Below are 19,760 nucleotides of genomic sequence, written 5' to 3'. Positions count from 1 at the left end.
GCTTCATGAAAACGCTGCCCCCGCTCCATCTTCTGTGCATTCCCGGTTGCGCGGATGTCTGGTGGAATCACCCGACTGCAGAAGGCTCTAAAACCCTTCGAGAACCACCTTGCCGCGCGATTTTCCGCTCTCGATCAGCGTGTGGGCCTTCTTGAGATTTGCAGCGTTGATCGTGCCCATCGTCTCTACGAGCGTTGTGCGGATTTTGCCTTCGTCCACCAGTCTGGCGACCTCACCGAGCAAGCGGTTCTGTTCAGCAATGTCCTGCGTGCCGAAGACGGGGCGGGTAAACATCCATTCCCAATGGATGGAAACCGACTTGCGCTTGAAATCCTTGATGTTGAGCATTTCGGGATCGTCAATCAGGCCAAACCGGCCCTGCGGCGCAATGAGCTGCACCACCTGATCCAGATGACTGCCGGTTTCGGTGGTGGAGAAGACAAAGCCCGGCGCTCCGACGCCCAATGCTTCCACCTCGGCTGCCAAGGGTCTGGAATGATCGATCACGTGGTGAGCGCCAAGCTCCTTCACCCAGGCCTGCGTTTCGGGCCGCGAAGCCGTGGCGATGACCGTCACGTCGGTCAGGGCCCGCAAAAGCTGGATGGCAATGGAGCCGACGCCACCCGCGCCCCCGATGATGAGCGCCAGATTGGGCACGCCCGGCACCGGTCGCATCACGTTGAGGCGGTCGAAGAGCATTTCCCATGCCGTAATGGAGGTAAGCGGCAGAGCCGCCGCTTCAGCCCAGCTCAGCGAGGCCGGCTTCAGGGAGACAATGCGCTCGTCGACCAGATGGAGTTCGCTGTTGGTGCCCTGACGAACCAGCGATCCCGCATACCAGATCTCGTCGCCGGGCTTGAACATGGTCACGCCTTCGCCCACGGCCTTGACGATACCGGACGCATCCCAACCGAGCACTTTCCAGTCCCCTTCCGAAGGAGCGACGGCACGCCGGATCTTGGTATCGACCGGATTGACCGAAACCGCCTTCACCTCAACCAGAAGATCGCGCGCGCCGGGCTTCGGCGTTTCCAGCTCGATGTCGACGAGAGCGTCTTCACGGTCAATGGTTCCGGGAACCTGATAGGCAACGGCTTTCATGCGCCTCTCCTTTGGATTGCGTTCGTTGAGGGCGCAACTTAATCTACATTTGAATTAAGCCAATACGCACAAACGATGCCTATAGTGTCAAAAAGGATACCGTTTTGAGCAAGGTACGCCATTCGAACTTCAGCCGAAATCCGGGATGCGCCGTGGAAGCAGCCATCAGCCTGATCGACGGCAAGTGGAAATGCGTCATCATCTTCCATCTGATGGAGGAAGAGGTGCTGCGTTTCAACGAAATACGCCGCCGCATTCCCGGCGTCACGCAACGCATGCTGACCAATCAATTGCGCGATCTGGAAGCCGACGGTCTGATCGAACGCAAGGTTTACGCGCAGGTTCCGCCCAAGGTGGAATACAGCCTGTCCGAACTTGGCCGCAGCCTGCAGCCCATTCTTCTCGCGTTGAAGGATTGGGGCGACACACATATCGGCCTGTTCGGAAAACCGCATGCGAGCGCCGACGCCGCGTGAACCACAGCCATGGCAGGGCCGGAGCGCTTTCAACCGATCTGTCCCGTGCCGTTCCGCATTCGCGCGGCACGAAGGCAGAGCGCGGGATGCCCTACAGGCGGCGGAAGGTCAGATAGGCCGGGGGGCGGCCTTCGCGGATTGCCTTGGCTTCGTACCGCGTGCCAGGCCACCCCTCATAGGGGGTGCGCCAGTCGAGCGCGCTTTGCGCCACCCATTCGAACGCCGGATGGACACGGCAATGCATCAATGTCCAGTTCACATAGGTGTCGATATCGGAGGCAAAGCGGAACAACCCGCCCGGCTTCAGAACCCGGGCAAAGCGGTCCAGATTGACCTGGCTCACGAAACGCCGCTTCCAGTGCCGCTTCTTCGGCCACGGATCGGGATAAAGAAGGTCAATGCCCTCAACGCAGCCTTCAGGCAGCCAATCGAGCACCTCAGTCGCATCGTCGTCATAGACACGCAGGTTTGACGGTCGTCCGGTTTCGCCTTCTTCCGCTGCGGCTGCAAGTTTTGCCATGCCATTGACGAAAGGTTCCACGCCAATGAAGCCCGTTTCGGGGTAGCGCTCAACCTGCGTCAGAAGATGCTCTCCGCCGCCAAAACCGATCTCCAGGCGAACGGATGTCACGGCAACGGAAAAAAGCTCGGAAATTTCCGCAGGCGACGGCTTCTCCAGATCGATCAGCGTTGCTGCCAGGAAAGCGTCCAGCGCCGCACCCTGACGCGGGCGCAGCGTCTTGCCATGTCTGCGCCCGTAAAAGGCTTCCGTCGATCGGGTGCGCCGCTCTTCAGCCATGCATGTTCCCCAGTACCGGACGCATTTCCGCGCCACTTTCCTCATTCCCGGCGCTCGCGCCAGACAGTCCCAGAAACCGAAGCGCCGCGCATCCCGGGGGATTCGCGGCGGCGCTTCACATTTTCATTTCAGCCATGGCGGGGTTTCCCTGCCAACGGGCGCTCAAGCGGCCTTTGCCAGCTCCTGCTTCAGCGCCTTGACCAGGTCCGTCCGCTCCCATGAGAAGGATCCATCGCGGCCAGCCTTGCGTCCAAAATGGCCGTAAGCCGATGTCTTTGCATAAATCGCGCGGTTGAGATCGAGATGCTTGCGGATCCCCGTGGGCGACAAATCCATGACCTTGCGCACGGCCAGTTCGATTTCCTCTTCGGAAACGCGGCCCGTGCCGTGCAGGTCGACATAGACCGACAGGGGCTGGGCAACGCCGATGGCGTAGGAAAGCTGGATCGTGCAACGGTCGGCAAGACCGGCAGCGACCACGTTCTTGGCGAGATAGCGTGCGGCGTAGGCTGCGGAACGATCGACCTTGGTCGTGTCCTTGCCCGAGAACGCGCCGCCGCCGTGCGGAGCCGCGCCGCCATAGGTGTCCACGATGATCTTGCGGCCCGTGAGGCCGGCATCGCCATCGGGACCGCCGATCACGAACTTGCCGGTCGGATTGATGTACCAGTTGCAGTTGGAGGCGACAGCGATGCCACCGGTCGAAAGGGCCTCCATGATGTAGGGCTCCACGACGCTGCGCACCTTCTTGCTGTCCCAGCTTTCATCCATGTGCTGGGTCGACAGAACGATCTCGGTGACTTCGACCGGCTTGCCGTCGACATAGCGGACGGTGACCTGCGCCTTGGCATCGGGACCGAGCTTGCCGACATCGCCCTTGCCTTCCTTGCGCGCATCGGCAAGGAGCTGCAGGATCTTGTGCGAATAATAGATCGGGGCCGGCATCAAATCCGGGGTTTCGCGGCAGGCATAGCCGAACATGATGCCCTGATCGCCCGCGCCCTCTTCGCCCTGCCGGTCGGCGGCGTTGTCCACGCCCTGGCCGATATCCGGCGACTGGCCGTGCAGCAAAACGTCGATTTTTGCGGTCTTCCAGTGGAAGCCGTCCTGCTCGTAACCGATGGCGCGGATAGCGCGCCGTGCAGCAGAGCGAAAACGGGAAGGATTGACGAGGGGATGCCCCCGGGAATCCGTCACTACCTTACCGGCCTTGTCGTGTTTCAGCAGCGTCTCAGGTACGCGCACTTCACCGGCGATCACGACGCGGTTGGTCGTTGCCAGCGTTTCGCAGGCCACACGGACCTTCCACGGATCCATGTCCGCTTTCTTGGCTTCCCGATAGATCAGATCCACGATTTCATCGGAAATGCGATCACACACCTTGTCGGGATGACCTTCGGAAACGGATTCACTTGTAAAGAGATATGTCTTGCGCGCCACGGGTGTCCCCTCTGAGAAGAAGCCGGCCTATCCGCCGGCAACAGGCGCCCTCCTGTTAGCCAAGCAGGCCCGTCGCGGTCAAGCACGCATCTGCTATTGTGAGAGGTAAAACGGGGGCGCGCGCACGCTTACCCCCGTTGCACCAGCGCAATTAACGCTGGCCGGCGCCGTCAGTCCTGGTTTTCAGAAGCCAGAACCTTGACCAGATCGATAATTCTGCGACGAACCTTCGGATCGGAAATCTTGACGAAAGCGCGGTTCAGCTGAACGCCCTCGCTGCTGTTGAGGAAGTCGACAACGAAGGTGCCACCATCTTCGGCCATGCCCTGAGCCGTGTCGCCGTCCTCACCCGGAGCACCTTCAAAGAAAAAGGACACCGGGGCATTCAAAACCGAGGCGATCGCCTGCAAACGGCTCGCCCCAACCCGGTTTGTACCCTTTTCGTATTTCTGTATTTGCTGGAAAGTGATCCCCAGGCTTTCGCCAAGCTTTTCCTGGCTCATTCCCAACATGTTTCTTCGAAGCCTGATCCGACCGCCAACATGGATATCAATCGGATTCGGTTTTTTCTTATTCTTGTTCATATATTCCCTCGCCGTCCGGCACGGGGTTGCCATTGACCGCTACCCCAGAAGCTGCATGTGAGCCCCCAGCTTGTGAAGTACACCATCCAGAGTAGTCGGCTTACACACTATGCGTATTCGAATGGCGCCATGTCAATTCGGACTCAGCCGCCGGATACTCCTCCCGAGCAGCGCCATGACCCCAAAACACAACGCCAGAAAGGGCGCATTGGTTCCAGGCAAAGTTAAAGAAAATTTATCGCCTCTTTGCAGCACCAGCCGAACATCAAGCACCCCCACAGCATTGAGGTCGAGAGCATCGACAACGCGGCCATAGGGATCCACAACCGCAGAGATTCCGTTATTTGCAGCCCTTACAAGCGGCAGTCCTGTCTCAACAGCCCGTATCTGCGCTTGCCGGAAATGTTGATAAGGCCCCGGCGAGACGCCGAACCAAGCATCATTGGTCACATTAAGCAAAATATCGGATTTATTTTGTGCATCAGACAGAAGCTGAGGAAAAATAACTTCGTAACAAATAAATGGTAAAATGCGCGCTTCTTTGGCTACCGTAATAGCATGGCGGGATGATCCGCTGCTGTAAGGCCCTATCGCGTGGACCACTGGTCCCAGGCCGAAGTTCTCCAAGACTGACTTGAATGGCAAGTATTCCCCGAAAGGAACGAGATGGAGTTTATCCACAGCATCTTGAATAACGCCATCTGATCCGATGGCCACGACCGAGTTGTAGTAACGTTCCCCTGCGGAAACTTCTCCCGTTTCAACACGAACTGCGCCAGCCAGAAGCGTTTGGCCGTCCTCCAGCATCGAGCCGATCTGGACCAAAGCCTCGGGCCGGTCGCCAAAAAGGAAGGGAACCGCCGTCTCGGGCCAGACGATAACGTCTGGCTTTGCTTTGCCTTCAGGCACAGGCGCATTCGACAGATCGAGCAGCAGGGCGAAGATGCGGCTCTGTTCGGCCGCATCCCATTTCTCATCCTGCAGAACCGAAGGCTGCACGATGCGGATCGCAATTGATTTGCCGGCTTCTTCTTTGGATTGCAAGCGGGCATATCCATAGCCCAGATGAAGGGCCAAAAGACCTGCCAGAAGGCAAATTCCGATTGTACGATTCTTTCGTGTACCAATGAGCGACGGCAAGGAAAACGCCAGAACCGCGAGCGCATTCATGCCATTCAAGCCAAAGACCTTAGCCGACTGCATGGTAAGTACAGTTGGCATCGCCGCATAGCCTATCGAGTTCCAGGGGAAGCCGGTCAAAATATTCGCGCGCAGCCATTCCATTAGGGCAAAAGAAAAGGCGAGCGCGAAGATTCTCAGTATGCCATCCGACCACAAGACCCGCGCTAGCCCTGCAGCAATCCCGTAGAAAAGTGCAAGAAATGCGGGCAACCCCACGGCGGCGAAGGGGAAGGCCCAGGCGAAATTTTCCGCATCCACCAGAAGCGCCTTACCGATCCACCAGAGGCCGAAGAGAAAATAGCCGAAGCCGAACCACCAGCCGACGCTGAATGCCGGACGGAACCGGGCAAACAGACCGCGCCTCTCGCCCACCGCCCCGTCCAGCAACCAGACGAGAATAGGGAAGGCGACAAAACAGGCAGCAAAGAAGTCGAAAGGCGGCAAGGCAAGAGCTGCCGCGACACCGGCGGCAAACGCCAGCAGCGAGCGGCGCCAGCCGCTCAACAAAATCACGCGTCCCGCGAGACCTTCCATACCCACACCCGCCCCGAGCAAATTGAGCCGGCGTATCGCCAGCTTTAACGAAACCATGCCGCCGAGGCGTATCGCCTGCGATTGGCCCACTGTCCGGCCTGGCAGAAACAACGCGGATATACGCTACACGAACGCGCCGGGATTCAGGCCCTGCGTGCAGGGCACCTGCGAATCAACCTGAACCAGTATCAGCACATTATCGTTCGATAAAAGCCCAACACCGGCATGGCATGGGTGCATTCGGGTAGGCTTGGCGACATAGGGACGCATGCCGCTGCGGCATGTGGATTTCCACACAGCGGAAGAGAGCGGGAGTTTCTCTATGCTGCAGCCGTCGCGTCGGACACTTCGTCCGGCACGATGTACAGATCATTGCTGTTCGGCCTCAGCCTCTTCCGCAGCCTTCGGAACGCGGCGGCGGCGATCCGCTGCACGCGTATGCACGATGCGCACCCGCTTCACGCGACGCGGATCGGCATCGAGCACCTGGAATTCGAAACCGGGGATCGCCTGGACGACCTCGCCGCGGGCAGGCACGCGGCCAAGCGTGTTGAAGATCACACCTCCGATCGTATCCACATCCTCGGTGTGCTCTTCAGCATGGAATGCCTCGCCAATAACGGCGGCGACATCCTCGATTTCGGCCTTTCCGTCGACCACGAACACGCCATCGCCCGTTTGCTCGATCATCGGAGCCGCATCGTCATCGTGTTCGTCCTCGATGTCGCCCACCACCATCTCGACGATGTCTTCCAGCGATACGAGACCGTCCGTACCGCCATATTCATCGATGACAAGCGCCATCTGGGTGCGCGTGGCCTGCATGCGCGCCATCAGATCGGAGGCGAGCATGGAGGGCGGCACAAACAGCAATGGCCGAATAAGCTTGAGTTCCGCGATAGAAGAATTCAGGTCCACCTTGGAAAGATCGATGGACGGCGCATCGGGAAGCTTGCGCCCACGGGTGCGCTTGGCACGCGAGGCGCTGATGAGATGGCCAACCACATCGCGGATGTGAACCATGCCGCGCGCATCGTCCAGGGTCTCGCTGTAAACCGGCATGCGCGAATGCCCCGATTTCTCGAACGCATTCAGAAGCTCGCCAAGCGTTATGGAAAGCTCAACCGCCTCGATATCGGCACGCGGCACCATGACATCCTCGACGCGCAACTCGCGCAGGCGCAGAATGTTCTTGAGCATTGCGCGCTCACCCGGCGAGAAGGCAGCCGTGTCCTGCGTCTGTTCGGAGAGGGCATCTGCAAGGTCGTCGCGCAGCGACGAGACATTGCGCAAACCAAGAGCCATCATCATCCTTTCCCAGAGGGACTGGCGTCCATGGCCGGAGCGATTTCTGGATCTACTCGATCCCTCGTCTCCCTCCTCGGGAGCGTGCGCTTCGCTGCGAGGCCCTTCGCCTGCCGCGATCATCGTGTTTTCTGTCATAGCCGTCTGGTCAATTGAGCCCTACAGTTATGCATAAGGATCGGGGATGGCAAGGCTTTGCAGAATCTCGCGTTCCAAGGCTTCCATCTCCTCGGCTTCCTCGTCGGTCTCGTGGTCGTAGCCCAGAAGATGCAGGAAGCCGTGAACAAGCAGATGCGTGAGGTGGTTCTCGAAGGTCTTGCCTTCTTCATCCGCCTCGCGCCGCACCGTCTCCAACGCGAGAATTATATCGCCAAGGGGCACCGGTTCCAGATCGGGGACAGGGGCCTGAGCCGCAGGAAAGGACAGCACATTGGTGGGCTTGTCCTTGCCCCGCCACTGGTTGTTCAGAACGCGGATCGCCGCATCTCCGGTGAAAAGCAGGCTGATCGGGCCAATTTCGCCGGGCTCCACCTCCGCACCGCGGGCGGCAGCGGCCAGCGCTGTTTGTGCCAGCGCTTTCAGCACATTTTCCGCCGGCCAATCCCCATCCTCGACCGAAAGGTCGATCTCGATGCCGGGGCCGTTTTCGGTCATTTCATTCGAAGCCACAGGGCGAATCCATCTGGAAGGCGGGTCAGCCCCGCGCCTTGCGGTCGTAGGCTTTCACGATCGCTGCGACAAGCGGATGACGCACCACGTCCTTTTCGTCGAAACGCACGGTGACGATGCCCGGTATGTCGGAAAGAACCTCCAGCGCCTCGACCAGGCCCGACCTGGTGTTCGGCGGCAGATCGATCTGGCTTGGATCACCGGTGATGATCATGCGCGCGTTCTCGCCGAGACGCGTCAGGAACATCTTCATCTGCATCGGCGTGGTGTTTTGCGCCTCATCCAGAATAACCACGGAATTGGCCAGCGTGCGGCCGCGCATGAAGGCGAGCGGCGCAATCTCGATAACATCTGCGGCAAGTGCCCGCTCGACCTTGTCGGCCGGGATCATGTCGTAAAGCGCGTCATAGAGCGGGCGCAGATAGGGGTCGACCTTCTCGCGCATGTCGCCGGGCAGAAAGCCCAGACGCTCGCCGGCCTCAACCGCCGGGCGCGACAGAATGATGCGATCGACCGCGCCGCGCTCCAGCAGCATCGCTGCATAGGCAACCGCCAGGAAGGTCTTGCCGGTGCCGGCGGGACCGATGCCGAACACCATCTCCGAACGCTCCAGCGCCCGCATATAGGCGTCCTGATTGGCGGAGCGGGCGTGAACGGTGCGCTTGCGGGTGGAAATCTGAGCGGCGGCGAGCTTGCCCTTGCCCTCGAGCGTGGGGAGAACGAGCTGGTCGTCTGCGGCAATCGCCAGACGCACCGCCCCATCCACATCCGAAGCCGCGATCTCGGCACCGTTCTGAACCATCTCGTAAAGATAGTCGAGCGCCCGGCGCGCCTGGGTCGCGGCGGCACTGTCGCCACGAACGGAAAGCTGGTTGCCCTTCGAGCGAATGTCGACACCGAGCTTCTGCTCGATGCGCGCGAGGTTTTCGTCGAAGGGGCCGTAGAGGGCGCTGGCCAGCTTGTTGTTGTCGAAGGTGAGCACGATGTGCGCCATGTCGGACGCCCCGGAGGGCAGGTTCTTCAACTCAGTGCTGGCGGTCAAGCGCCCCTCCTTTACGACACCGGTTCGGAGAACAGGCTGTTCGTACCTGCTTCCGTGATTCGAACACGAATAATGTCACCGATTTCGCCGGCATTTTCATCAACAATAACCGGCTGCAACCAGGGTGAACGACCGACCCTCTGGCCGGGCTGGCGGCCGGGCTTCTCAAGAAGCACATCCATCGTCTGACCGATGAGGCTCGCGGCGAAGGCGCGCTGCTGTTCCACCAACAGCGCCTGAAGGGCCTGCAGGCGCTCGTCCTTGACGTTTTCCGGCACCTGACTTCCAAGGTCCGCGCCCGGCGTGCCTGGACGCGGCGAATATTTGAACGAAAAAGCCTGCGCGTAGCCGACATCGCGCACGAGCTGCATCGTATCCGCGAAATCGGCATCCGTTTCGCCGGGAAAACCGACGATGAAATCGCCGGACATGGCGATATCCGGCCGCGCCTCGCGGATGCGCTCGATCAGGCGGCGGTAATCGTCACCGGTGTGCTTGCGGTTCATCGCCTTGAGAATGCGATCGGAACCCGACTGCACCGGCAGATGAAGATAGGGCATCAGGTTCGCCAGATCGCGGTGAGCCGCGATCAGCGCATCGTCCATGTCGCGCGGGTGGCTGGTGGTGTAGCGCAACCGGTCGAGGCCCGGAATCTCGGCAAGACGGAAGAGAAGCTCGCCAAGGCCCCATTCGCGGCCATCGGCGCCCTCGCCGTGCCACGCATTCACATTCTGGCCAAGCAGCGTTACTTCGCGCACACCCGCCTCGGCAAGGCGCTCTGCCTCGGCCACGATCTGGGCCACCGGGCGTGAGACCTCGGAACCGCGCGTATAAGGCACCACGCAGAAGGTGCAGAACTTGTCGCATCCTTCCTGCACCGTGAGGAAAGCGGTGACGCCGCGACTGCGCACGGCCGATCTACGCGGCGCGGGCAAATGCTCGAACTTGTCCTCGATGGCGTATTCGGTTTCGACGATCTTTTCGCCGCCGCGCGCGCGCTGCACCACATTGGGGAGGCGATGATAGGTCTGCGGGCCGATCACGAGATCGACCACCGGCGCCCGGCGTAAGATTTCGCGGCCTTCGGCCTGCGCGACGCAACCCGTGACGCCCACCACCGTTTCGCGGCCATCGCGGCCGCGCTCTTCCTTGAGCTGACGGATGCGGCCAAGCTCGGAATAGACCTTTTCGGCGGCCTTTTCGCGAATGTGGCAGGTGTTGAGCAGGACGAGGTCGGCGTCCTCGATTTTGTCGGTCGGCTGATAGCCGTCGGCCGCAAGCGCATCGGACATGCGCTGCGAATCATAGACGTTCATCTGGCAGCCATAGGTTTTGACGAAAACCTTCTTGCCCTCGGGCTGCGCGGCGCGCGCGGCCTCGGTCATATCGCTGGCGCCAATCTCCGGCGTGATATTTTGTTCCATGCCGGTTTCCTAACGTTTTTGCGTGTCAAAAAACAGACGATTCTTTGTCCCGATGGCAATCGCTCAGGATTTGCCGCCACGCAAGGCTTCAACCAGCATCCGCCGGACCTCGGTTTCGGCAGCGCGCGCCACGGCCTTGCGGTCGCCCTGCGCCCGGAACGGTATGGTCTTTCCGAAACACACTTTCACATCGATCGGCCGGGCGGCCAGAACAGTTTTCAGATGCGGGACGAGATCGGTGTCGCCGATCCAGGCAAGTTCCGCCCGTTCGCGCCGGTCAAGATGCAAGCCACCCGTGCGGGTGTAGGCGATGGCAACGGGCTGCACCACCACTTCATCCGCCTTGTCTGTGGCAAGCGCCAGCTGCGCGGCACTGAAAAGCGTGCTCTTGAAAGGCAAGACGCCATTGCCATCGCCCGTGGTGCCCTCGGCGAAAAGCACCATCGGATCGCCATCGGCGAGGCGCTCGGCGATCTCACGCGCCTGCTCGGGCGAGGCGCGGCGTCGGTCGCGCTCCACGAAGACCGAGCGTTGCTGGCGCGCGAATGTGCCGAGCACAGGCCAATGGCGCATTTCGGCCTTGGCGATGAAATGCACCCCGTCAAGCGAACCGAGGATGAGAATATCGAGCCAGGAAACATGATTGGCCGCGATCAGGAGCGGACGACGGGCAACCCTCTCGCCTTCCACCTCAACGCGCACGCCAAGCATTTTCAGCGTCATGCGGTGCCACAGCCTGGGAATCCGGCGGTCGCTCATCAGCTTCGTTCGCAACGCAAATTCCTGCGCCACCAGAAGAGGCAGCGTGTAGAGCGCGACGACGAGGATCGTGATGAGGAAACGCAAGCTGCCGGGCATCAGCCACCATGGCCTTTCGAATTCGGGGATTTCCCGCTCTGTCTGCCCCGTTTCTGCGGCATCTTCGCGGCAGGACACCGCTTGTCGGAAGGAAGCGTCCCATCTCTGCACTGTGCGTTCTTTCGGTTGCGATTGCACGCGGCATTGTTCCGGCACAGCGCTTACCGGTTCAATTCCATACGAAACCCCGCGCAACGCTCCTGCCACAAGACCGAACAGGCCCGTCATATGCTGTGGCCCGCTTCGGCTGAAAACGCTCTAACGAAGGTCCCGGCGCATGACGAGCGCGCCTGTCCGGGTTCCCGTGGCGTCGCGATAATAGTCCGCCCGGCCGCCGACCTGCAGGAAGCCAAGCCGCCGGTAAAGCGCGACGGCGGGAGCGTTGGTCTCATCCACTTCCAGGAACAGGGCTGCCGCCCTGTCCGCATGGAGGCGGCGCAGGACCGCATCCATCAGCTGACGGCCAAGTCCCTGCCCGCGTTCTGCGCGCGATACGATGATGGTGAGGATTTCGCCCTCATCAGCCGCCTGGCGGGCGAGCACGAAACCCGCGGGTTGGGCGGGGCGCCGTCCGAGCGGCAGAACCGCGAAGCCGAAAACCGTATCCTGCGAGAGAAGCGATTCGAACTCGGCGTCACTCCATGGGCGCGCGAAGCCTTCTGCATGCAGATCTGAGAGAGAAAGACTATCCGCCACTTCGAGCGGCCGCAGGGTGAATTCCTTGCGGCGAGAAAAAAGGCCCATCACGCCTCCCTGCGCGGCAGTGCAAAATTCTGTTGGGGCGCCGCATCCGGCGCCCGCAGATAGAGCGGCTTCGGGCGCGGGCCTTCCGTCCCCCCTGCAGCAGCCAGCCGCGCATAGGTGGCGATGTCGGCTGTGGCTGCGAGCGAACCCATTGCGAGCGTGACGCCCGCCTTTTCCGCGACGAGACCAGCAGCACTGCCGCACAGAAGCGGCCTGGCCTTTCGCGCCCAGCCGGCAAGATCGTCGACGGGAACGCTTGCCGCTTCCATGAGCACCTCGCCGGCGGCGTCATAAGCTGCGGCGAACAGGCCTTCCGCCCGCTGGCCAAGCGCCACCAGCACGGCCTGGCCCGGCGAGACCTCACGGGCCTCAACGGCCAATGCTTCCAGCGAGGTGACCCCGATAGCCGGAATGCCGCGCGCCAGCGCCAGACCGCGCGCCGCCGACACGCCGACGCGAACACCGGTGAAGGAGCCCGGGCCAACACAAACCGCGACCGCGTCGAGCCTGTCATAGGAAATGCCGGCATTTTCGAGTGCCCGGCCAATGACCGCCATCACATGCTCCGCATGCCCCTTGGCAAGCTCGATCACGTCGCGGCCAAGCTCCACACCGGCCTGTGCGTCGTAGACACAGGCCGCACAGAAGCCGGCAGCGGTATCGATGGCGAGATATTTCATCGGCACAGGATCGAAGCCGCCGAAAATGCGGCTTCCTTTTCCCTTTTTTTCTTGCGCTTTAGCCGGCCCTATCGCGAGCCTTCAGTTCAAGCCGGCGCGCGTGCAACACCGGCTCCGTGTAGCCATTGGGCTGCTTGCTTCCCTTGAAGACCAGATCGCAGGCAGCCTGGAAAGCGATGGAGCCATCGAAATCGGGAGCCATCGGACGATAAAGCGGATCGCCAGCATTCTGCCGGTCCACGACAGCGGCCATGCGCTTCATCGTTTCCATGACCTGTTCCTCGGCGGCAACGCCGTGGTGAAGCCAGTTTGCGATGTGCTGCGAGGAGATGCGCAGCGTCGCCCGGTCTTCCATCAGGCCGACATCGTTGATGTCGGGCACCTTGGAGCAGCCGACGCCCTGATCGATCCAGCGCACCACATAGCCCAATATGCCCTGTGCGTTGTTGTCGAGCTCCTTCTGGATTTCCTCGGGCGTCCAGTTGGGACGCGGCGCGACGGGAACCGACAGGATGTCGGAGAGGCTGGCGCGCGGGCGATCCTTCAGCGCGGCCTGAACCGCATGTACGTCCACCTTGTGGTAATGGGTGGCATGGAGCGTTGCCGCCGTTGGCGAGGGAACCCAGGCCGTATTGGCGCCGGCCTTGGGATGGCCGATCTTCTGCTCGAGCATGGCGGCCATCAGATCAGGCATGGCCCACATGCCCTTGCCGATCTGCGCGTGGCCGGACAAGCCGCATTCGAGGCCGATATCCACGTTCCAGTTCTCATAGGCGGAAATCCACGCGGCCTGCTTCATGTCGCCTTTGCGGATCATGGGGCCTGCTTCCATGGAGGTGTGAATCTCGTCGCCGGTGCGGTCGAGGAAGCCGGTATTGATGAAAACCACACGCTCCCTGGCGGCGCGGATGCACTCCTTGAGGTTGATCGTGGTGCGCCGCTCCTCGTCCATGATGCCCATCTTCATCGTATTGGGCGCCATGCCGAGCGCCTTTTCGACTTTTCCGAAGAGCTCGACCGCGAAGGCAACTTCTTCGGGCCCATGCATCTTGGGCTTCACCACATACATGGAGCCTGCCCTGCTGTTGGCCTTGCGACCGCCGGGCCCGACATCATGCAGCGCGATCAGCGCCGTGAACATGGCGTCCATGATACCCTCGGGCACCTCGTTGCCCTCGGCATCCACGATGGCCGGGTTGGTCATCAGGTGGCCGACATTGCGCACCAGCATCAGCGAGCGGCCTGGCAAAACCAGCTTCCCGCCATCGGGCGCGGTGTATTCGCGGTCTGGATTGAGACGGCGCGTGAATGTCTTGCCGCCCTTGCTAACTTCCTCGGAAAGGTCGCCTTTCATCAATCCAAGCCAGTTTCGATAGACGACAACCTTGTCTTCGGCATCGACTGCAGCGACCGAGTCTTCACAATCCTGAATGGTGGTCAGGGCGGATTCCAGCACCACATCGGCAATGCCGGCCTTGTCGGTCTTGCCGATCGGATGATCGCGGTCGATCACCACTTCGGCATGGAGCCCGTTGGTTGTCAGAAGAATGGCCTGAGGCGCGCCCGCATTGCCGCGATGACCGGCAAACTGCGCCGCATCGACCAGTCCTGTCGAACCATCGGCCAGCGAAACGACCAAGGCGCCGCCAGAGACCGAAAGGCCCGTTACATCGGCCCAGGAAGTGCCCTTGAGGGGTGCGCTGTCGTCCAGGAACGCCCGTGCCCAGGCGATGACCTTCTCGCCGCGCTTCGGATTGTAGGCCTTGCCCTTTTCCGCGTCATCGTCCTCGGAAATAGCATCCGTGCCGTAGAGCGCGTCATAAAGCGACCCCCAACGCGCATTGGCCGCATTCAGGGCGTAGCGCGCATTCATCACCGGAACCACAAGCTGCGGCCCTGCAACAACGGCAATCTCAGGATCGACATTGTCCGTCTCGACCTTGAAATCTCCGCCTTCGGGCAGAAGATATCCGATCTCGCGCAGGAAGGCCTGATAGGCATCCTGATCGGCCGGCGCGCCGTTTTCACGATACCAGGCGTCGATCTTTTCCTGAAAGGCATCGCGCTTCTTCAGAAGGTCGCGGTTCTTCGGCGCCAGATCGGCAACGATCTCGGCAAGGGCTTTCCAGAAGCGGTCCGAATCCACGCCCGTGCCGGGCAAGGCTTCCCGCACCGCAAAATCGCGCAGCTCCTCCGCAACATCCAACCCGTGAAGTTCAACGCGATTTGCCATGTGGACAGCGCTCCTCATCCCGCCTGTTGACAATGTTGCAGTGCTTTCACCATGCCCCGCGCATTCGGTCAATTCGCCAGATGGCGGAAAATGTTTCGTCCGTGTCGCAATGAAGCGGCACACGCGCAGGAAAATCGGGCACCGCCTGCCATCGATTTTCCGCAAATGGCTGGTCATTGCTCGTCTTTTGGGGCATTTCATTCCCGAAGCCCCCTGCAAGAAGCCTCGTTGAGAACGACCTTGGAAACCAGCCACACCACCGCAACGAGAGCATTGCACCGCATCGCGCTGCAACGGCTCCTCAGCATGGTTGCGGCGCTGCTTCTCGCGTTTTCGGGTGCGCCCGCAGGCGGACCGCTTCTTTTCGAGCCGGGCCAGCCAGCGCTTTCGGGTACGCTTCAGATTACGCCCGCCGCCCTGGCCGAGCATGGACAGGCCAAGCAGACAGCGCAGGCGAACGGACAGCATCAGGCGGGCCTGACACGCGGCACCGACGGACCGGTTGCCCTGCTGCCAGACGATCATGTTCGTCTTGAGGAGTGGACCCCGCCCGCGCTGCGCATCGGCAGGACCAACCATCTCGCACGGCTTGAAACCCGAGCCTATCGTTCGCGCGCGCCACCGCTTTCCGTCTGATTTCGAACTCTTCTTTCCATCGAAACAAGAATGCGCATTCCCGCCACCCGCGCCTTACGGGGGCGACAGTCTGCGCGCAGACGGATATCAAATAATGAAACGTGTTTATTCCTTCAGGACCATCTGGGCGGCCGTCGCAGTGGCGACCTTCATCGCCTCCGAAATCGCCACGGCCTGCGCCACCGCAATCTGGGCCACTGCAGGGCTCATGAAGCTCGGCCTTACCGGCTCTGTGATCCTTTCAGCGGTGCTTGGCATACCCAGCCTTCTTCTCATCGCACGGGTCTGCTTTCTCGCCTGGGAGGCGGAGACGGATCCTGCAAACCTTTGAGGGGGACGCTGCCTAGATCGGTTCGGTTCACCGTTTCATGGAAACCCTGAGCCGGTCTATCTCTTCGTTTTTCCGCATTTACACGGACGTCAGGTGATTCCACCTGACTGCAAAATACTCTCGCCGATTTGCGCGCTTTGCATGGATGCCCCGGCTTCGTTCCGGGGCTCCATGCCGTAACTATGCCTGACGGCATGCGGCTTTACCGGGGCGTCAGAATTCGCTGCAATCGTCGGCGACACCCGACTGGACACTCTTGTGGATCAGCTCGCCCTCGATGAGGAAGGTTTCGCGCGTCATCAACTGGCTGCCGGGGAATTCGTAGCAGACCAGCGATACGCTCATGCCTTCGGAAACGCCTTCCTGCCTGTGGCGGATGTGCAGCCCTTCGGAAGCGGCTTCCCATTCATCAAGCGAGTTCATGAATTCGTCCCGCGTCTGAACGATATCGAGATCCTGCATCTCGATCATGGCGTCTGCCGCCAGAAGGGCAGCCAGCCCGTCCCGGTCCACCTTGGCCAAAGCCTCGTACCACCGCGCGATGACATCGCCATCGTCGGCCGCTGCCGGCACGGCAGGGGAGAGAAACGCAAGAACAAGCAGGAACTGCAGCAGACGCATTCGGCGGAGCCTCCTCAAACGGAAAGGACTGCACCATAATGATATCAACCCCGCGTGGAAACGGGGTTGATGTTTCCATCCACCCTACACGGCAATCTGACGCAGGTGACGGACTGGCTTTCCCGGTGTGAGTGCAGCGGCCGCACGCAGGATGCCCTGCGCGTCGAGACCGTAATGACGATAAAGATCGGCAATGGTTCCGGTCTGGCCAAAATGTTCGACGCCGAGTGAGCGCGTGCGATGGCCGCAGACCGAGCCAAGCCAGGCGAGCGTGGCCGGATGTCCATCAAGAACCGTGACGATGCCGCAATGGGAAGGCACATCGCCCAATAGCCTCTCCACATGGCTACGGGCATGAACCAGCCCTTCCTCGCGGGCGCGTTGCGCCGCATTCCAGCCCGCATTGAGGCGGTCGGCAGATGTGACGGCCAGAAGCCCCACATCCCGCCGCGCCTCCGCCAAGAGGCCGACGGCCTCTATCGCTTCCGGCGCGACGGCGCCCGCATAGGCAATGATCATCTCAGCGTTCGGACCAGGCTTGCGCAACCAATAGGCGCCATTGACGATGTCTTCGGCAAGACGCTCGTCGATGCTGCGCCTCGGCTGTTCTATGGAGCGGGTCGACATGCGCAGATAAACCGATCCACCAACCGCATCGCGCAACCAGCTTGTCTCGTCGGGCTCCTCCTCACCGTCGCGCTGAAGGTAGTCGAAGGCAAAGCGCATGATGGTGGCGAGCTCATCGACGAAAGCCGGCTCAAAACTTGCCAGACCGTCCTGCGCCATGCCGATCAGGGGGGTGGCGATGGACTGATGCGCACCGCCCTCCGGAGCCAGGGTCACGCCTGAGGGCGTGCCGGCAATGATGAAACGTGCATCCTGATAGCAGGCATAATTCAACGCATCGAGACCGCGCTCGATGAACGGATCATAGAGCGTTCCGACCGGAAGAAGCCTTTCGCCGAACAAGGAATGCGAAAGCCCCAGAGCCGACAGCATCAGGAACAGGTTCATCTCGGCAATGCCGAGCTCCATGTGCTGGCCGGAGGGTGCGAAATTCCATGTGAACGTGGAGGGAATGCGCTCGGCCTTGAAGATATCGGCCATCTCCTCGCGCGCGAAAAGCCCGCGCCGATTGACCCAAGCACCCAGATTTGTGGAGACCGTAACGTCCGGTGAAGTGGTGACAACCCGATCTGCAAAGGCGTCCTTGCGCTTCGAGATGCCGTGCATGAGCAGGCCGAAACCCTGTTGCGTCGACATGGAGCCGGCAATCTCGACCTCCAGCGTGTCGGGTATAGCGACCGCCGGTGCCGATTTGCGCCGAGGGCCCTTTGCATTGAAAGGCACCTGCTTGAGAAAATGCTGCAGCGCCTGCGGGTCCTTCACCCCCTCGAAGGGGTCCCACTCGTGCCCCGGGCGGATGGAAAGCGAAGTACGCAGCGTCTCGAGCTGTCCGGGTGTCATCAGGCCGGCATGATTGTCCTTGTGGCCAGCCAGGGGAAGACCGTAGCCCTTCACTGTATAGGCGATGAAGCACACCGGACGGTCGTGCTTGCGGGCGGTCTCGAAAGCGTCCACCAGTGCCGGCAGATCGTGGCCTGCGAGGTTCGACATGAGGGCGGCAAGCTCCCCGTCGCTGCGCCGCTCGATCAGGCGCGAGACGGGTCCCTGGTCTCCGATCTCGTCCATCAGTCGTTTGCGCCATGCCGCACCGCCCTGGAAGGTCAAAGCGGAATAGAGCTGGTTGGGGCATTCGTCGATCCAGCGCTTGAGTTCCTCACCACCCGGCTCCCTGAACGCCTGCTGCTGGAGGGAGCCATATTTCAGGATCACCACTTCCCAGCCGAAGTTGCGGAAAATGGCCTCGAACCGCTCCCACAGCCCTTCGCGAACGACCGCGTCCAGGCTCTGGCGATTGTAATCGACCACCCACCAGGTGTTGCGGACGTCGTGCTTCCAGCCTTCCAGAAGGGCCTCGAAGATGTTGCCTTCATCCATTTCGGCATCGCCCAGGAGCGCCACCATCTTGCCTTTGCCGGCGTCCTCGCCCCAGCCCTTGGCCGTGAGATAATCCTGGGTGAGCGAGGAAAAGAGCGTCTGCGCCACGCCCAGCCCGACCGAGCCGGTGGAAAAATCCACGTCGTCGGCATCCTTGGTGCGCGAGGGGTAGGACTGCGCGCCCTTGTAGCCCCGGAAATTCTCCAGCCGGTCGCGCGTCTGATTTCCGAAAAGATACTGGATCGCATGGAAAACCGGGCTCGCATGCGGCTTAACGGCGATGCGGTCCTCAGGGCGCAGGGCGGCGAAATAGAGCGCCGTCATGATGGTGGAGAGCGATGCGGAGGACGCCTGATGACCACCCACCTTCAGCCCGTCGTCATTGGAGCGGATATGGTTTGCGTGGTGGATCATCCATGTGGAAAGCCAGCGCACCTTGCGCTCCAGCTCCACCAGGGCGGCTGTCCGTTCGTCGTTCATCGATCATCCTCCGTTTCGACGGGATGCTAACCCAAGCGGCGGCGACGAACTCATCAAAATCGATTGTCGAAAGGATCGAATTTGGCGATAATCATCACATCTTCATGAATTTTAGATGGATATCGCCAACATGGATGAGCTCGACGCCATCGACTGCAAAATCATCGCGGCCGTTCAGAACGACGGGCGCATCACCATCAACGATCTGGCCGAACGGGTCGGCCTCTCGCCATCGCCCTGCGCAAGGCGGCTTCGCATCCTGGAAGAAAAGGGAATCATCAAAGGCTATACCGCCACCATCGACCAGGCGAAGGTCGGCCTGCCCGTCAGCGCGTTCGCCTCGATCAAGCTGGAGAGGCAGCGCGAGGAGGATCTCGACCGTTTTGCCAAGGCCGTCGCGCGCTGGCCGGAGGTGGTGGACTGCTACCTCATGACCGGCCAGCGCGACTATCTGATGCGTATCGTCGTGCGGGACCTGCAGGCCTATGAAACCTTCATCAAGTCAAAGCTCACGCGCCTCGACGGCATCGCCTCCATCGAGACGAGTTTCGCGCTCGACCAGGTAAAGCGCGCCGAGGTGCTGCCCATCGGGTGACCTCCCGGTCGTCTGGGAGGTCCGC

The 19,760-nt window shown here is 61.1% G+C and carries 19 protein-coding genes; 4 read left to right on the top strand and 15 right to left on the bottom strand.

What is annotated here, in order from left to right; all coding sequences use genetic code 11:
* Positions 1 to 87: 87 nt before the first annotated feature.
* On the bottom strand, positions 88 to 1,101 hold the full coding sequence (locus NA8A_RS00935; protein WP_009449336.1) for a zinc-binding alcohol dehydrogenase family protein: 1,014 nt from the start codon (positions 1,099 to 1,101) through the stop codon (positions 88 to 90).
* A 104-nt stretch (positions 1,102 to 1,205) separates the two neighbouring features.
* Between NA8A_RS00935 and NA8A_RS00930 the strand changes: the two genes are divergently transcribed.
* On the top strand, positions 1,206 to 1,577 hold the full coding sequence (locus tag NA8A_RS00930) for a winged helix-turn-helix transcriptional regulator (RefSeq protein WP_009449334.1): 372 nt from the start codon (positions 1,206 to 1,208) through the stop codon (positions 1,575 to 1,577).
* Between the two features lie 91 nt (positions 1,578 to 1,668).
* On the opposite strand, the gene trmB is transcribed toward NA8A_RS00930, so the two are convergent.
* The 12 genes from trmB to NA8A_RS00870 all read right to left on the bottom strand — a co-directional run bounded on the left by trmB (position 1,669) and on the right by NA8A_RS00870 (position 15,071).
* Positions 1,669 to 2,376 carry a tRNA (guanine(46)-N(7))-methyltransferase TrmB gene (gene trmB / locus NA8A_RS00925; protein WP_009449333.1) on the bottom strand — a complete coding sequence of 236 codons (708 nt, stop codon included), beginning with the start codon at positions 2,374 to 2,376 and terminating at the stop codon, positions 1,669 to 1,671.
* A gap of 162 nt (positions 2,377 to 2,538) precedes the next feature.
* Positions 2,539 to 3,816: a methionine adenosyltransferase gene (gene metK / locus NA8A_RS00920; RefSeq protein ID WP_009449332.1), complete on the bottom strand. Its 1,278-nt coding sequence runs from the start codon at positions 3,814 to 3,816 to the stop codon at positions 2,539 to 2,541.
* Between the two features lie 170 nt (positions 3,817 to 3,986).
* The gene (locus NA8A_RS00915) at positions 3,987 to 4,400 is read right to left on the bottom strand and encodes a helix-turn-helix domain-containing protein (protein ID WP_009449331.1); all 414 of its coding nucleotides are present in this window, start codon (positions 4,398 to 4,400) and stop codon (positions 3,987 to 3,989) included.
* Positions 4,401 to 4,532: 132 nt separating this feature from the next.
* Positions 4,533 to 6,116 carry an apolipoprotein N-acyltransferase gene (lnt, locus tag NA8A_RS00910; protein ID WP_009449330.1) on the bottom strand — a complete coding sequence of 528 codons (1,584 nt, stop codon included), beginning with the start codon at positions 6,114 to 6,116 and terminating at the stop codon, positions 4,533 to 4,535.
* 369 nt (positions 6,117 to 6,485) lie between these two features.
* On the bottom strand, positions 6,486 to 7,559 hold the full coding sequence (locus tag NA8A_RS00905; protein WP_081581896.1) for a hemolysin family protein: 1,074 nt from the start codon (positions 7,557 to 7,559) through the stop codon (positions 6,486 to 6,488).
* A 27-nt stretch (positions 7,560 to 7,586) separates the two neighbouring features.
* On the bottom strand, positions 7,587 to 8,075 hold the full coding sequence (gene ybeY, locus NA8A_RS00900) for an rRNA maturation RNase YbeY (protein WP_009449328.1): 489 nt from the start codon (positions 8,073 to 8,075) through the stop codon (positions 7,587 to 7,589).
* Positions 8,076 to 8,115: 40 nt separating this feature from the next.
* Positions 8,116 to 9,084, bottom strand: a complete 969-nt coding sequence (locus NA8A_RS00895; protein WP_051017933.1) for a PhoH family protein — start codon at positions 9,082 to 9,084, stop codon at positions 8,116 to 8,118.
* Between the two features lie 59 nt (positions 9,085 to 9,143).
* Positions 9,144 to 10,517, bottom strand: coding sequence for a tRNA (N6-isopentenyl adenosine(37)-C2)-methylthiotransferase MiaB (gene miaB / locus NA8A_RS00890; protein ID WP_177203380.1), 1,374 nt, complete (start codon positions 10,515 to 10,517; stop codon positions 9,144 to 9,146).
* Between the two features lie 102 nt (positions 10,518 to 10,619).
* Complete coding sequence (gene olsA / locus NA8A_RS00885; protein WP_240532712.1) at positions 10,620 to 11,525, bottom strand: lyso-ornithine lipid O-acyltransferase; 906 nt, start codon at positions 11,523 to 11,525, stop codon at positions 10,620 to 10,622.
* Between the two features lie 147 nt (positions 11,526 to 11,672).
* Complete coding sequence (locus tag NA8A_RS00880) at positions 11,673 to 12,158, bottom strand: GNAT family N-acetyltransferase (RefSeq protein ID WP_009449324.1); 486 nt, start codon at positions 12,156 to 12,158, stop codon at positions 11,673 to 11,675.
* Complete coding sequence (gene tsaB, locus NA8A_RS00875; RefSeq protein ID WP_009449323.1) at positions 12,158 to 12,838, bottom strand: tRNA (adenosine(37)-N6)-threonylcarbamoyltransferase complex dimerization subunit type 1 TsaB; 681 nt, start codon at positions 12,836 to 12,838, stop codon at positions 12,158 to 12,160. The genes NA8A_RS00880 and tsaB overlap by 1 nt, the downstream gene beginning before the upstream one ends.
* 58 nt (positions 12,839 to 12,896) lie before the next feature.
* Positions 12,897 to 15,071, bottom strand: a complete 2,175-nt coding sequence (locus NA8A_RS00870; RefSeq protein ID WP_009449322.1) for a malate synthase G — start codon at positions 15,069 to 15,071, stop codon at positions 12,897 to 12,899.
* A gap of 228 nt (positions 15,072 to 15,299) precedes the next feature.
* Between NA8A_RS00870 and NA8A_RS00865 the strand changes: the two genes are divergently transcribed.
* Together NA8A_RS00865 and NA8A_RS00860 are read left to right on the top strand one after the other, a co-directional pair.
* The gene (locus NA8A_RS00865; RefSeq protein WP_143087922.1) at positions 15,300 to 15,707 is read left to right on the top strand and encodes a hypothetical protein; all 408 of its coding nucleotides are present in this window, start codon (positions 15,300 to 15,302) and stop codon (positions 15,705 to 15,707) included.
* Positions 15,708 to 15,801: 94 nt separating this feature from the next.
* The gene (locus NA8A_RS00860) at positions 15,802 to 16,038 is read left to right on the top strand and encodes a hypothetical protein (protein WP_009449320.1); all 237 of its coding nucleotides are present in this window, start codon (positions 15,802 to 15,804) and stop codon (positions 16,036 to 16,038) included.
* Between the two features lie 213 nt (positions 16,039 to 16,251).
* On the opposite strand, the gene NA8A_RS00855 is transcribed toward NA8A_RS00860, so the two are convergent.
* Entirely contained in the window at positions 16,252 to 16,659 is a 408-nt protein-coding gene (locus NA8A_RS00855) for a nuclear transport factor 2 family protein (protein WP_009449319.1), read from the bottom strand.
* A gap of 84 nt (positions 16,660 to 16,743) precedes the next feature.
* On the bottom strand, positions 16,744 to 19,140 hold the full coding sequence (locus NA8A_RS00850; RefSeq protein WP_009449318.1) for a transketolase: 2,397 nt from the start codon (positions 19,138 to 19,140) through the stop codon (positions 16,744 to 16,746).
* 130 nt (positions 19,141 to 19,270) lie between these two features.
* On the opposite strand from NA8A_RS00850, the gene NA8A_RS00845 reads away from it, so the two are divergent.
* A complete protein-coding gene (locus tag NA8A_RS00845; RefSeq protein WP_009449317.1) occupies positions 19,271 to 19,735 on the top strand; it encodes an Lrp/AsnC family transcriptional regulator in 465 nt (154 codons plus the stop codon).
* Positions 19,736 to 19,760: the final 25 nt, after the last annotated feature.

This window comes from Nitratireductor indicus C115, assembly GCF_000300515.1.
In the GTDB taxonomy this organism is placed as follows: domain Bacteria; phylum Pseudomonadota; class Alphaproteobacteria; order Rhizobiales; family Rhizobiaceae; genus Nitratireductor; species Nitratireductor indicus.
This window is presented reverse-complemented; position numbering and strand designations above follow the sequence as displayed.

Bases quoted from the DNA above. Each gene is read 5' to 3' on its own strand.
- NA8A_RS00895 (WP_051017933.1), bottom strand. From the start codon at position 9,084: ATGGCGCACATCGTGCTCACCTTCGACAACAACAAGCTGGCCAGCGCC.
- NA8A_RS00845 (WP_009449317.1), top strand. From the start codon at position 19,271: ATGGATGAGCTCGACGCCATCGACTGCAAAATCATCGCGGCCGTTCAG.
- NA8A_RS00935 (WP_009449336.1), bottom strand. From the start codon at position 1,101: ATGAAAGCCGTTGCCTATCAGGTTCCCGGAACCATTGACCGTGAAGAC.
- NA8A_RS00870 (WP_009449322.1), bottom strand. From the start codon at position 15,071: ATGGCAAATCGCGTTGAACTTCACGGGTTGGATGTTGCGGAGGAGCTG.
- NA8A_RS00855 (WP_009449319.1), bottom strand. From the start codon at position 16,659: ATGCGTCTGCTGCAGTTCCTGCTTGTTCTTGCGTTTCTCTCCCCTGCC.
- tsaB (WP_009449323.1), bottom strand. From the start codon at position 12,838: ATGAAATATCTCGCCATCGATACCGCTGCCGGCTTCTGTGCGGCCTGT.
- ybeY (WP_009449328.1), bottom strand. From the start codon at position 8,075: ATGACCGAAAACGGCCCCGGCATCGAGATCGACCTTTCGGTCGAGGAT.
- NA8A_RS00905 (WP_081581896.1), bottom strand. From the start codon at position 7,559: ATGACAGAAAACACGATGATCGCGGCAGGCGAAGGGCCTCGCAGCGAA.
- trmB (WP_009449333.1), bottom strand. From the start codon at position 2,376: ATGGCTGAAGAGCGGCGCACCCGATCGACGGAAGCCTTTTACGGGCGC.
- NA8A_RS00880 (WP_009449324.1), bottom strand. From the start codon at position 12,158: ATGGGCCTTTTTTCTCGCCGCAAGGAATTCACCCTGCGGCCGCTCGAA.
- lnt (WP_009449330.1), bottom strand. From the start codon at position 6,116: ATGGAAGGTCTCGCGGGACGCGTGATTTTGTTGAGCGGCTGGCGCCGC.
- miaB (WP_177203380.1), bottom strand. From the start codon at position 10,517: ATGACCGAGGCCGCGCGCGCCGCGCAGCCCGAGGGCAAGAAGGTTTTC.
- NA8A_RS00915 (WP_009449331.1), bottom strand. From the start codon at position 4,400: ATGAACAAGAATAAGAAAAAACCGAATCCGATTGATATCCATGTTGGC.
- NA8A_RS00860 (WP_009449320.1), top strand. From the start codon at position 15,802: ATGAAACGTGTTTATTCCTTCAGGACCATCTGGGCGGCCGTCGCAGTG.
- NA8A_RS00850 (WP_009449318.1), bottom strand. From the start codon at position 19,140: ATGAACGACGAACGGACAGCCGCCCTGGTGGAGCTGGAGCGCAAGGTG.